This is a genomic window from Aliarcobacter cibarius (assembly GCF_013372265.1).
Lineage (GTDB): Bacteria > Campylobacterota > Campylobacteria > Campylobacterales > Arcobacteraceae > Aliarcobacter > Aliarcobacter cibarius.
Map to the genome: position 1 here is coordinate 2,275,974 of NZ_CP054051.1, position 12,748 is coordinate 2,288,721.

A 12,748-nucleotide genomic window follows, 5' to 3' on the forward strand; every position below is an offset into this window, starting at 1 on the left:
ATTTTTAATCCTTTGAAAAAGTTACACATTATGCCTTAATATTTTCTAATAATCAAGAGTTTTTAAAATTTTTTTCCAAAGCTTTTAAAATTCTTTTCTTAACTTCATCAAATCCTAATACAAATAAAATATCATATACTGATGGTGCTTGAGTCGTTCCTGTAAGACTTAATCTTATAGGTTGAAAAATTTGTGGGAACTTTAACCCTTTTAATTCAATAAAAGGTTTTGTAATATTTTCTAACTCGCTAACTGATGAAAATTTATCTTTATTATTCTCTAAAAGTTCTATATAAGCATTTAAAACTTCTTGTGTATCTTCTTTTATAAACTTTTTCACTCCTGCTTCTTCGTACTCTTTTGGTTCATCTTTTATATCAAGAATAGATTTTTTAAGTTCAATTAATGTATTTGCTCTTTGTTTCGAAAGATTTAAAATATCATCTTTTTTAGAATAATTACTTAAATCTAAATCAAAGAATTTTAGCTCTTCAATCAATCTTTCATTTGAAACAGATTTTATATATTCACTATTTAACCATAATAATTTTTCTGCATTATAGGCTGAAGCTGATTTATTTATATTTTTTGGATCAAAAAGTTCTAACATCTCTTGCATTGAGAATATCTCTTGATCTTTATTTGACCAACCAAGTCTTACTAAGAAATTTAAAAGTGCTTCTGGTAAATATCCAAGTCTTTTATAATCCATAACATCCATTGCACCATCTCTTTTAGATAGCTTTTTGCCTTCTGGATTATTTATCATTGGAACATGATAAAAGTTTGGATGTTTAACTCCTAAAGCGTTATAAATTACAATTTGCTTTGGTGTATTTGATAAGTGGTCATCACCTCTAATAACATCTGTCATTTCCATAAGCATATCATCAATAGTAACAACAAAATTATACGTTGGCATTCCATTACTTCTTGCAATTACAAAGTCATCAACAAAAGAAGCATCAAACTTCATTTCACCTTTTACACCATCTGTAAATCTAATTTCTCCAGTTTTTGGAGCTTTGATTCTAATAACTGGTTCAACACCTTCAGGGATAGGAGGTAAAACTTTTCCATCTTCAGGTCTCCATGTTTCATCATATCTTGGTGTTTGTTTTGCAGCTTCTTGTTTTGCTCTTAATGCATCAAGTTCTTCTCTACTCATATAACATTTATAAGCATTTCCACTTTCAAGTAATTTATTTATATATTCTTTATAAATTTCTGTTCTTTTTGATTGGTATTCAACTTCTCCATCATAAGATAAACCTACCCAGTTAAAAGCTTCAATAATTGCATTTAAAGCTTCTTGACTATTTCTTTCTAAATCTGTATCCTCAATTCTAAGTCTAAAAATTCCATTATTTTTTCTAGCCCATAAATAACTATATAATGATGTTCTAAGTCCACCAATATGTAAATATCCTGTTGGACTTGGTGCAAATCTAGTTACAACCATATTTATTTCTCCTCTTTTTTATTATGTATATAAAATCCAATACCACTTGCTAATACAACAACTACTATAAAAAGTATTAAACCTATTTCAAGAATTCCCATTTAATTCTTTCTCCTTTAATTGTCCACAAGCTGCACTTATATCCAATCCTTTTGATTCTCGAATTGTACAAATAACTCCTTTAGAGTTTAGAAAATCTTTAAATCTCATCATATCAGCCTCAAGAGGTCTTTGATATGAAGTTCCTGGATATGGATTAAAATATATTAAATTTACTTTCGCTTGAATACCATCTAAAAGCTTTACAAGTTTTTTAGCAGCATCTAAACTATCATTTTTATCTTTTATTACTAGATACTCAAACATAACTTTTTTTCTAGTATCTACTGGAAACGCTTTAACTGCATCTATAATTGATGCAATATTATAAGCTTTGTTCATAGGTATTAATTCACTTCTTAATTCATCGTCAACAGCATGAAGAGAGATAGCAAGTTGAATTTGTAAATCTTTTTCACCTAATTTTTTAATTTTGCTCGCAATTCCTGAAGTTGAAACAGTTTGTCTTCTTCTACTTATTGCTAAACCATCAAGTTCAGAGAAAATCTCAACTGCTTTTACAAAATTATCAAAATTATCAAGAGGTTCACCCATTCCCATATAAACAATATTTAAAGCTTTATTTTCAGCTATATCGTTATCTCTTTTTATATGTATTATTTGAGCTATGTACTCACCAACTGTAAGATTTCTTACGAATCCACCTTTTGCTGTTAAACAAAAACTACATCCTACTTTGCATCCTACTTGACTTGAAATACAAACTGTATATTTTTCACTTCTAACAATTTGTCCATCTCCATCAATTTTTTTATCTTTCATTAAAAGTAAAACTGCTTCGATTGTATGGTTATCTCTTAATTTAAAAAGATATTTTATACTTCCATCACTGCTTTGCTCTTTTTTTACTTCTTTTAAAATATCAATTGAATAATTTGCTTTCAAATCTTCAATCAACTCTTTTGGAAGATTTTTCATATCATCGTAAGAACTTGCATATTTTTTATAAAGCCAATTATAAACCTGTTTTGCTCTAAAAGATGGTTTTAATTTCTCTTTTAATTCATCTAGTGTATAGTCATATATTGATGACTCATCAAATTTTGCCACTATTTTGCCTCTTTTATTATATTTTTATCTTCTAAATATTTTACTAATATTCTCATTGCCTCTTTATGATTTTTAATAAAATCACTATGAGCACTTTCATTTGTATAATTCGTAACTACAAAAATCCCAAAAGCTGGAATTTCAAACTCTTTTGCAACACTTAAAACTGAAAAAAACTCCATATTTTCCAAATCTATATTAAATTCTAAAAAATCTTTTGATAAATTACTGTTTGTACTTATGTAGTTTGAACTATTAACTACAACTTCACTTGTTGTTAATTTCGTATCAATTACTACTGCATTGTCTATTGGAGTATATGAAAAGTTTTCTAAAAAACTTAACTCAACATTACTAGAATTTTTTGATTCTACAATATCAAATATATTATATCTCCCATAACTTCCTGCACTTCCTATAAATAAAATATATTCTGGTCTATTAAATAAACACAATTTTGTAAGATTAATAGCACTTTCAACTAATCCTACACCTATTGGTCTAGCAAAAGGAAAAGTTTCATTCTTTCCTGCACTTACTATCATTTGCAATCCAAAATATAATTTGTATTTATTTTAATATTTTGTTCACTATTTAATGGTGATATATCTGTATTAACAGAAGTTGATACACTATCCATACTAACACTTAACATTCTATTTTTTGGTGTAATATATCCATAATCTTCATTTATATTTACGTTTTTAACTTCACATTTTTTTGAAACTTTTTGAGATAATTCTCTTGCATAGTTTTCTACCCAAACCAATGATTCTAATCTAAGTTCATCTATAACTTTATTTTGTAATTTATTACTTAGTTCCCATGATAAATTTGAAATATTTAATTTCAAATCATTTGATTTTAAACTATCTTTTAACTCCACTAAATCGTTCAGAAACTTATTTATATTTGTTGCATCTTCAGATTTTATACTAAATCTTGAATCTCCAATATAGCCTTTAAAAATTGATTTATTATTTACATACTCATATTTTGGAGTCAAATTATAATTCATATTTTCTATTGTAATATATTTTGTATTTTTTAAAAAATTATTGAATTTTTCTATCTCACCATTTACACTTTTTTCATCTTGTTTCACAACTGTAATATTTACATTACTTACTAAAATATCAGAATTTACATTTTTTGAAAATGATTTATTAAAATTCATTTCATAAGAAAAACCTAATATTGGTAGAAATAGTGCTATTTTAAGTAATTTCTTTTTCATTTCATATCCTTACATTTACACCATTTTTTTGTAAATATCTTTTTAAATCCATAATATCTACTTCTTTAAAGTGAAAAATTGAAGCAGCCAATGCAGCACTTGCACCACAATCAAAAGCCTCTTTAAAGTGTTCCATATTACCAGCTCCACCACTTGCAATTACTGGAATATTTAATATTTTAGATAAATTTTGTGTAATTTCAATATCAAATCCATTTTTTACACCATCTGTATCCATAGAAGTTAATAGTATTTCTCCAGCACCTCTACTTTCAACTTCTCTTGCCCAAGCAATTGCATCAAGACCTGTATCTTCTCTTCCACCCTTTACAAAAACATGATATGAACCGTCTTGTACTTTTTTTACATCAATAGCTACTACTATACATTGGCTACCAAATCTTTTTGCACCATCATCAATTAAATTTGGAGTTTTAACAGCACTAGAATTTACTGATATCTTGTCACATCCAACATTTAATAATGCATATATATCATCTAAATTTCTTATTCCTCCACCAACAGTTAAAGGAATAAACACTTCTTTAGCAACATTCTTCACAATATCTACAATTGTTCCTCTATTTTCAACACTTGCGCTAATATCTAAAAAAGTTAATTCATCTGCACCTTCATCATTATATCTTTTTGCAATTTCAACAGGATCGCCTGCATCTTTTAGTCCTACAAAATTTACACCCTTTACAACTCTTCCATTATTTACATCTAAGCATGGAATTATTCTCTTTGTTAGATTATTCAATTGAAATTCCTTAAAAATTAGTTATTAATATTACCTAAATGTAAGTTAAAATAAAGTATACTCCTATCTCATGGATAAAGTAAAAGCAAAAAAAGAGTTCGGACAAAATTTTTTAAAAGATGATTCAGTATTAAATAAAATCATCCAATCGATGCCCCATAACAATAATCATATTGTAGAAATTGGGCCTGGATTAGGTGATTTAACTAAAAATTTAGTTAAATACAAAGATGTGACAGCTTATGAGGTTGATACCGATTTAATTGGTATTTTAAAGTCGAAATTTGCAAAAGAATTAGAGAGCAAAAAGTTCACGCTAAAACATATAGATGTTTTAAAAGCTTGGGATGAGCTGAACTCTTTGCACAATGGTAAATATGACTTGATAGCAAACTTACCATACTATATTGCAACAAATATTATATTAAGAGCTTTTGAAGATGACCTTTGTGAACACATTATTGTAATGGTTCAAAAAGAGGTGGCTGAAAAGTTTACAGCAAAAGTAAATGATAAAGAGTACTCATCTTTAGGAATAATTACCGAAACTATCTCTAAAGATTCAAGAATACTTTTTGATGTTCCACCTGAGGCATTTGACCCAATGCCAAAAGTTATATCTTCAATTCTTTATATAAAAAAAGATTTATCAAAAAAATTTGATAAAGATTTTAATAAGTTTTTAAAATCGTGTTTTGTTCAACCGCGAAAAAAACTATCTAAAAATCTCAGTTCAATTGTTGATAAAATCAAGATTTCAACTATATTTGAAGAGTTAAATCTAAACGACAATCTTCGACCTCATGAAGTTAGTGCATCTTTGTATAGCCAAATGTATACAAAGGTAAAAGATGGAAGAGATAATTAAAGACGAAAATAGACAAGAAAATAAGGCAGATTTTAAACAAACTAAACAAGAAAATCAAGAAAATACTGGTTCAACTGAACAAAACCAAAGTAAAAAACCTCCTTTTAAAAAGAGAAAACCTAAACCTAAATTTTTAAATAAAGATGTTCCAACAAATGGAGAGGGATGGACAAACGATTTAAAAAGAGCATATGTTATAAATGAAAAAATCCACAAAGATAGACTTAATCCTCACTACAAATTAAATTTAAACACTAATGCTAAAATTAGAATTACTCCTCTTGGTGGATTAAATGAGATTGGTGGTAATATGATGGTTGTTGAAACTGAAAATGAAGCAATCATTGTAGATGTTGGTATGAGTTTTCCAGATGGTGAAATGCATGGAGTTGATATCTTGATTCCAGATTTTTCATATCTAAGAGAAATAAAAGATAAAATTGTTGCTGTTATCATTACTCATGGACATGAAGACCATATAGGTGCAATGCCATATTTATTTAAAGAAATGCAATTCCCTATATATGGTACATCTTTACCTCTTGAAATGATTGGTTCTAAATTTGATGAACATAAAATGAGAGAGCATAGATCACTATTTAGAGCTATATCAAAAAGAACTCCAATTAAAATTGGTAATGATTTTGAAATAGAATGGATGCATATTACTCACTCTATTATTGATTCATCTGCAATTGCAATTAAAACAGCAGCTGGAACAATGATTCACACTGGAGATTTCAAAATTGACCATACACCTTACGATGGATTCCCAACAGATATTCACAGACTTGCTCATTATGGGGAAGAGGGTGTTTTAGTTTTAACTTCTGATTCAACAAACTCTCACTCACCAGGATTTACAAAAACTGAAAAAGCAGTTGGACCAACTTTTGAAAGAATTTTTTCTACTTCTCAAGGTAGAGTTATTATGTCAACTTTCTCTTCAAATATTCATAGAGTTGCACAGGCTATTGAAAAAGCTTTAAAATATGGAAGAAAAATTTGTGTTATTGGTAGATCTATGGAAAAAAACCTTGAAATTGCAATGAATTTAGGTTATATCAAGTTCCCTAAAGATCAATTTATTGAAGCTCATGAAGTAAATAAATATAGTGATAAAGAAGTTATGATTGTAACAACAGGAAGTCAAGGTGAATCTATGAGTGCATTGTATAGAATGGCAATTCATGAACACAGACATGTAAAAATCAAACCTGATGATCAAATTATTTTATCTGCAAAAGCTATTCCTGGAAATGAAGGAAGTGTTTCTGAAATAATAAACCACCTTTTAAAAGCAGGGGCTAAAGTTGCTTATCAAGATTATACAGATATTCACGTATCTGGACATGCTGCACAAGAAGAACAAAAATTAATGTTAAGATTAATTAAACCAAAATTCTTCTTACCAGTTCATGGTGAATATAACCATGCGTTAAAACATGGAGAAACTGGTGTTGATTGTGGTGTTTTAGAAAGAAATGTTTATGTAATGGCTGATGGCGAACAAATTGAAGTTAATCCTAAATATCTTAAAAAAGTAAGAACTGTAAAAAGTGGTAAAGTTTATATTGATAATCAGCTAAATAACAAAATTACAGATGATGTAGTAATTGATAGACAAACTATGGCTAAAGAGGGTATTGTTATGATTGTTGCTCAAATCAATGAAAATGACAGATCTTTAGCTAGTAAACCAAAAGTTGCTTCTTTTGGATTTATTTCAGATAAGCAAGATAGATTCTTTACAAACGAGATTGAAGAACTTTTAAATACATTCCTTTTAAATGCTAAACCAGGAATTTTCAAAAATAGTAGAATTTTAGAAGATGAATTAAGAAAAGTTGTAAGAAAACATTGTGTAAGAAAATACAAAAAATACCCAATGATTGTTCCTACTATATTTGTTCAATAAGGAATTTTTATGAACTACAAAGAGATAGTAAAAGAAGTTTTACTAACTGAAGCAAAAGAGTTAGAAAGAGCCTCATACTCTATCTCTTTTGATATTGAAAATATTGTAAATCTTATAATAAAATCTAAGGGCAAGCTTATCGTTACTGGAGTAGGGAAATCTGGTTTAGTTGGTGCTAAAATTGCAGCAACTTTAGCAAGTACAGGGACTAGTTCTTTCTTTCTTCATCCTACTGAAGCTATGCATGGTGATTTAGGAATGATTGGTAAAGATGATGTTGTTCTTGCAATATCATATAGTGGAGAGAGTGAAGAACTTATACAAATACTACCTCACTTAAAAAGATTGAATGTTCCTTTAATTGCTATGGCAAAAGATTCTAATTCTACTTTAGCAAAATATTCAGACTATTTTATGAATATTTTTGTACAAAAAGAGGCTTGTCCTTTAGATACTGCTCCAACATCTTCAACTACTTTAACTATGGCTATGGGAGATGCTCTTGCTGTTTGTTTAATGAAAAAAAGAAATTTCAAAAAAGAAGATTTTGCATCATTTCATCCTGGAGGAAGTCTTGGTAAAAAACTTTTCATTAAAGTTCAAGATCTATTAAGAAAAGATAATCTTCCTATTGTTTCACGTGAAACAAAACTAAAAGATGCAATTATTACAATGAGTGAAGGGCGATTAGGTTCTGTTATAATTATAGATGAAGAAAGTAGGGTAGTTGGTATACTGAGTGATGGAGATTTAAGAAGAGCACTTATGAAAGAAAATTTTTCTTTAGATTGTAATGTTGAAGAAATTGCAACACTAAATCCAAGAACATTTGACGATGAAAATCTTCTTGCAAGTGATGCATTACAAATAATTGAGAATTATAAAATTCAAGTATTAATTATTACAAATAAAGAGAAAAAACTAGTTGGGATATTACATATCCATGACTTAATTGAAGCAGGTATAAAATGAAAAAAGATTTAGATAAAAAAGAAATTTATGAGATAGTTAGATTAAATAAATTCATATCTCATAATAGTAATTACTCAAGAAGAGAAGCAGATAAAATTATTGCTGATGGTCTTGTAAGAGTAAACAATAAAGTTATTACAGATTTAGCAACAAAAGTTAAAACAACTGATAAAGTTGAAATAGGTAAAAAGATTGTAAAAGAAGACAAAAATAGAATGTACACTGTTATTGTTTATAACAAGCCAAAAGGTGAATTGGTTACTAAGAGTGATCCACAAGGAAGAAAAACTATTTATGATGGTTTAGAAGCAAAATACAAGCACTTTTTAAGTGTAGGTAGATTGGACTATGCCAGTGAAGGATTATTGCTTTTAAGTGATAGTGTAGACGTTGTAAATGCATTAATGCATTCAAATTTAGAAAGAGTATATAAAGTTAAAGTTAATGGCTTTATCACACCATCTGTTGAAGAAGCAATGCAACATGGAATAGCTATTGAAGATGCTAGAAAAGGTGCATTTGCTAAAACAGCTATTAAATCTATGACTTTTGCTCCATTTTTAGCTTATGATATACAAACAAATGGTGAAAAATTTTCGAAACTAAAAGTAGTAATAAGTGAAGGTAAAAATAGAGAATTAAGAAGATTCTTTGCACACTTTAATTTAGATGTTATGGATTTAAAAAGAGTAGAGTATGGTGGAATTAGCCTAAATAATCTTCCAACAGGTAAATCAAGATTTTTAACAAAAGAAGAGTATAAAAATTTAAGAATCTTTTTAAACGAAGAAAATGATAGATCTATCTAATAAATATAGACCAACATCTCTTGATACATTTGTTGGTCAATCTCATATTATAGGTAAAGATAAAGCCCTTTACAAACTTATAAAACAAAAAGATATCCCCCATCTTTTTTTCTATGGTAAACCAGGAACTGGTAAAACAACTTTAGCCAAAATAATTGCAAAAGAGATAAATACAGATTATTTTTATTTTAATGCAACAACTATAAAGGTGGAAGATTTAAGAAAAGTATTTGATAGATATAAAAATAGTTTTGTTAAGCCTTTAATTTTTATTGACGAAGTTCACAGACTATCAAAAAATCAACAAGAAGTACTTTTACCAATAATGGAAAATTATGATGCAATAATAATTGGAGCTAGTACAGAGAATCCATTTTTTACATTAACAAGTGCTATCAGGTCAAGATCATTTTTATATGAGTTTCTACCATTTAATTATGATGAATTACTTGATATACTTAATAAAGTTTTCAAAGATGTTGATATAAAAATAGATAAAGAATCGATTGATTACTTAATCTATTCAAGTTCTGGAGATGCTAGAGCAATGCTCACTTTATTAAATTTTGCATATAAAGTAAATAATCAAGTTGATATAAATATTTTAAGAGAACTTAGAAAAAATATTATTGGAGATGGAGTTAGTTCTAGCAGTTCTCACTACGATTTAGCAAGTGCAATGATAAAATCTTTACGTGGATCAAATATAGATGCTGCATTATATTACATGGCCAGATTGATCGAAGGTGGTGAAAGTGTTGATTTTATAACCAGAAGATTTGTTATATTTGCTAGTGAAGATATTGGAAATGCAAATCCTAATGCATTAAATCTTGCTGTTTCAACTATGTTAGCTTGTAACAAAATAGGGTATCCAGAATCAAGAATTATACTTTCACAATGTGCAATTTATTTAGCATCTAGCCCAAAATCAAATAGTGCTTATAAAGCAATCAACAGTGCCTTAGAAACTATAAAAAATGGTAAAATACTTGATATACCAAAACATCTTGATTCTCAACATATTGGATATTTATATCCACATGATTTTGGTGGATATGTAGAACAAGAGTATATCAAGGAAAATATAGAATTTTATAATTCACTTAATATAGGTTTTGAGAAAACGCTAAATGAATGGATAAATAAAATAAAGTCTGTTAATAAAGGAGATAAAGATAATGGAGTATTATAGTTGGATTTTGACATTTCACGTTGTATCATTTATGTCATGGATGGCTATGTTATTTTATCTACCAAGATTATTTGTATATCATGTTGAAAATATTGATAAAAAAGAGTTTGTTGAAGTAGTAAAAATACAAGAGTACAAAATATATAAATATATTGGTAATCCAGCAATGTGGACTACTATCTTAAGTGGTATAACCATGCTTATTTTAAATAATTCTCTTTTAACACAAGATTGGATGTATGCAAAGATCTTTATGCTTATTTTACTGGTTGCTTATTCATTATCACTAGAGTATTATAGAAAACAACTAGAGAAAAATGAGTGTAAGAAAAGTGGTAAATTTTTTAGAATGTATAATGAACAACCAACTATGTTAGCAATATTGATTGTTGGATATGTAATAACAAAAAATTTTTCAATACTATTTTCTTTAATAATAATTGCACTTTTTACATTTATTTCATATATGATTCTAAAACCAAAAAAGGCTAAAAATTGAAATTTGAAAAATATTATCTATTAGATACAAACATACTATTGGAAGATGCTACAAATATATTTAGATTAAGTGATGAATCAAAAAATCTAATAATATTAACAGAAACTGTTTTAGATGAAATTGATACTAAAAAAAGTGGGTTTGAAGAGATAAATTTTCAAGCTAGAGAGTTTGCAAGAATATTAGAAAATTCAAAAATAGTTAGTTCTTCAAAATTTAATGATAAAAAAATTATTAGATTAAATATATTAAATGAATACAATACAGTAGTTGATATAGTATCAAAAGATGAATATATTTCATCATCTAAAAACATTTCATTAAACATATTAAATGATAGAAAGATTTTAGAAATAGCAAATGAAATACAAGAGTATTATGAAGAGAAAATTATCTTTATTTCTATGGATATTATGGCTAGAACAAGAGCAATAAGTCTTGATATAAAAAGTGACGCACTTCATGGTAAAGAATCTATAGATTTTGATTATAACTTTATCAGAAACATAGAAATAAACTTTGAAGATCTCGAATTCTTAGACAATAAAGATATTAACAATTTTGATAAAGAATATAGTGTAGATCAATTTTCTTATTGTTTTAAAGTAAAAAATTCAGATCAAGTTGTACTAGCTTCAATAGAAAATAAAAAGATAAAAATTCTAGATGAAGAAGAAGTTAGAAATCAAATAATCACACCTTTAAATAAAGAACAACTATTTTTCTCAAATGCGATAATTAGTCACTTCTATAACGTTTTAATTATAGAAGCAAAAGCAGGTAGTGGTAAAACATTACTTGCTCTTAGCGGCGCATTAAAACTTGTTAAACAGAAACTTTATCAAAAAATTATATATATAAGAAACTCTATTGAATCATTAGATAAAGGTGAAGATGTTGGATATTTGCCTGGTTTAGAAGAAAAGTTTAGAATATATAATCACCCTTTAATGGATAGCTTAGATTATATTGTAAGAAGTGAACACAAAAGAAAAAGAAATAAAAAACTAGATACCCCATATACACCACTTGAAGATAGTGAAGTTAATGCAAGAGTTGAACAGTTAATTTCAACATATGGAATAGAAACAATGTGGGTTGGTGAAATGAGAGGAAGAACATTATCTAATAGTTTTATTATAATTGATGAAGCACAAAATATGTCAAATAAAACTATGCAAATGGTATTATCAAGAATCGATAGCAGTTGTAAAGTTGTAATTCTTGGTTCTAACAAACAAATAGACAATTTCTATGTAAATAAATATACAAATGCTCTAACAACATTGCTTAAATCAACAAAGAATGAAAATAACTTTGTAAATATATTTGCAATTAAACTAGAGAAAGTTCTCAGAGGTCCAATAACAGAATGGGCAGAAACAATATTTTAAAATAGTTCTAATAAAATACTAAAGTATTCCTAAAAATTATAAATGTGATATAATACACAATAAAATTTGTAAAGGAATACAATGTCACTTCTACAATATAGCTCAAAAGAGATGTTTTCAGCCACTGATTTAGTTAGAAAAAATAAATTCATTTTTGATAAATTAAATAATAAAGAAATAGAAAAAGCCGTAATATTAAGAGATGGTAAACCATCAGCAATTCTTCTTGATTTTAATGAATATGAAAGAATTATTGAAGATTATATAAACTTTAAAAATAATAAAGATTTTGTATCAAACAAAAAAACTTCTATTACAAAAAACAATGATATAAGTGATGATGAATACAAAGCAGCTTTACTAGAAATAGAAAAAATAGGCAAAAATTCAGAAGATGATAAAAAAGTAGATAAATCCGAGGCTTTAAAAGATTTCTGGAATTAACTAAGAATGTTTCCCGT

General features: G+C 27.4%; 13 protein-coding genes. 8 read left to right on the forward strand and 5 right to left on the reverse strand.

Features of this window, described 5'->3' with window-relative positions:
- Nucleotides 1-52 precede the first annotated feature (52 nt).
- From gltX to hisF, 5 genes are all read right to left on the reverse strand, one after another.
- Nucleotides 53-1,462, reverse strand: coding sequence for a glutamate--tRNA ligase (gltX, locus tag ACBT_RS11405; RefSeq protein ID WP_024774322.1), 1,410 nt, complete (start codon nt 1,460-1,462; stop codon nt 53-55).
- A gap of 87 nt (nt 1,463-1,549) precedes the next feature.
- Entirely contained in the window at nt 1,550-2,632 is a 1,083-nt protein-coding gene (gene rlmN / locus ACBT_RS11410; protein WP_024774321.1) for a 23S rRNA (adenine(2503)-C(2))-methyltransferase RlmN, read from the reverse strand.
- Nucleotides 2,632-3,177: a phosphorylase family protein gene (locus tag ACBT_RS11415; RefSeq protein ID WP_024774320.1), complete on the reverse strand. Its 546-nt coding sequence runs from the start codon at nt 3,175-3,177 to the stop codon at nt 2,632-2,634. The genes rlmN and ACBT_RS11415 overlap by 1 nt, the downstream gene beginning before the upstream one ends.
- The gene (locus ACBT_RS11420) at nt 3,174-3,869 is read right to left on the reverse strand and encodes an SIMPL domain-containing protein (RefSeq protein ID WP_024774319.1); all 696 of its coding nucleotides are present in this window, start codon (nt 3,867-3,869) and stop codon (nt 3,174-3,176) included. Before ACBT_RS11420 ends, ACBT_RS11415 begins: the two co-directional genes overlap by 4 nt.
- 1 nt (nt 3,870) lies before the next feature.
- Nucleotides 3,871-4,632 carry an imidazole glycerol phosphate synthase subunit HisF gene (gene hisF / locus ACBT_RS11425; RefSeq protein ID WP_024774318.1) on the reverse strand — a complete coding sequence of 254 codons (762 nt, stop codon included), beginning with the start codon at nt 4,630-4,632 and terminating at the stop codon, nt 3,871-3,873.
- A gap of 70 nt (nt 4,633-4,702) precedes the next feature.
- Here hisF and rsmA point away from each other — a divergent pair, with 70 nt between their 5' ends.
- From rsmA to ACBT_RS11465, 8 genes are all read left to right on the forward strand, one after another.
- On the forward strand, nt 4,703-5,500 hold the full coding sequence (gene rsmA, locus ACBT_RS11430) for a 16S rRNA (adenine(1518)-N(6)/adenine(1519)-N(6))-dimethyltransferase RsmA (RefSeq protein WP_024774317.1): 798 nt from the start codon (nt 4,703-4,705) through the stop codon (nt 5,498-5,500).
- The gene (locus ACBT_RS11435) at nt 5,484-7,418 is read left to right on the forward strand and encodes a ribonuclease J (protein WP_024774316.1); all 1,935 of its coding nucleotides are present in this window, start codon (nt 5,484-5,486) and stop codon (nt 7,416-7,418) included. The genes rsmA and ACBT_RS11435 overlap by 17 nt, the downstream gene beginning before the upstream one ends.
- 9 nt (nt 7,419-7,427) lie before the next feature.
- The gene (locus ACBT_RS11440) at nt 7,428-8,390 is read left to right on the forward strand and encodes a KpsF/GutQ family sugar-phosphate isomerase (protein WP_024774315.1); all 963 of its coding nucleotides are present in this window, start codon (nt 7,428-7,430) and stop codon (nt 8,388-8,390) included.
- Nucleotides 8,387-9,199, forward strand: coding sequence for a pseudouridine synthase (locus ACBT_RS11445; protein WP_024774314.1), 813 nt, complete (start codon nt 8,387-8,389; stop codon nt 9,197-9,199). The genes ACBT_RS11440 and ACBT_RS11445 overlap by 4 nt, the downstream gene beginning before the upstream one ends.
- Nucleotides 9,183-10,394: a replication-associated recombination protein A gene (locus ACBT_RS11450; RefSeq protein WP_024774313.1), complete on the forward strand. Its 1,212-nt coding sequence runs from the start codon at nt 9,183-9,185 to the stop codon at nt 10,392-10,394. Before ACBT_RS11445 ends, ACBT_RS11450 begins: the two co-directional genes overlap by 17 nt.
- Nucleotides 10,381-10,893: a protoporphyrinogen oxidase HemJ gene (gene hemJ / locus ACBT_RS11455; RefSeq protein WP_024774312.1), complete on the forward strand. Its 513-nt coding sequence runs from the start codon at nt 10,381-10,383 to the stop codon at nt 10,891-10,893. The genes ACBT_RS11450 and hemJ overlap by 14 nt, the downstream gene beginning before the upstream one ends.
- Entirely contained in the window at nt 10,890-12,287 is a 1,398-nt protein-coding gene (locus tag ACBT_RS11460) for a PhoH family protein (protein WP_024774311.1), read from the forward strand. The genes hemJ and ACBT_RS11460 overlap by 4 nt, the downstream gene beginning before the upstream one ends.
- An 81-nt stretch (nt 12,288-12,368) precedes the next feature.
- Entirely contained in the window at nt 12,369-12,731 is a 363-nt protein-coding gene (locus ACBT_RS11465) for a type II toxin-antitoxin system Phd/YefM family antitoxin (protein WP_024774310.1), read from the forward strand.
- Nucleotides 12,732-12,748: the final 17 nt, after the last annotated feature.

Excerpts from the sequence above, each read along its gene's own strand:
- ACBT_RS11465 (WP_024774310.1), top strand. The coding sequence starts at position 12,369 with ATGTCACTTCTACAATATAGCTCAAAAGAGATGTTTTCAGCCACTGAT.
- ACBT_RS11450 (WP_024774313.1), top strand. The coding sequence starts at position 9,183 with ATGATAGATCTATCTAATAAATATAGACCAACATCTCTTGATACATTT.
- gltX (WP_024774322.1), bottom strand. The coding sequence starts at position 1,462 with ATGGTTGTAACTAGATTTGCACCAAGTCCAACAGGATATTTACATATT.
- ACBT_RS11445 (WP_024774314.1), top strand. The coding sequence starts at position 8,387 with ATGAAAAAAGATTTAGATAAAAAAGAAATTTATGAGATAGTTAGATTA.
- ACBT_RS11420 (WP_024774319.1), bottom strand. The coding sequence starts at position 3,869 with ATGAAAAAGAAATTACTTAAAATAGCACTATTTCTACCAATATTAGGT.
- hemJ (WP_024774312.1), top strand. The coding sequence starts at position 10,381 with ATGGAGTATTATAGTTGGATTTTGACATTTCACGTTGTATCATTTATG.
- rsmA (WP_024774317.1), top strand. The coding sequence starts at position 4,703 with ATGGATAAAGTAAAAGCAAAAAAAGAGTTCGGACAAAATTTTTTAAAA.
- ACBT_RS11435 (WP_024774316.1), top strand. The coding sequence starts at position 5,484 with ATGGAAGAGATAATTAAAGACGAAAATAGACAAGAAAATAAGGCAGAT.
- ACBT_RS11440 (WP_024774315.1), top strand. The coding sequence starts at position 7,428 with ATGAACTACAAAGAGATAGTAAAAGAAGTTTTACTAACTGAAGCAAAA.
- ACBT_RS11415 (WP_024774320.1), bottom strand. The coding sequence starts at position 3,177 with ATGATAGTAAGTGCAGGAAAGAATGAAACTTTTCCTTTTGCTAGACCA.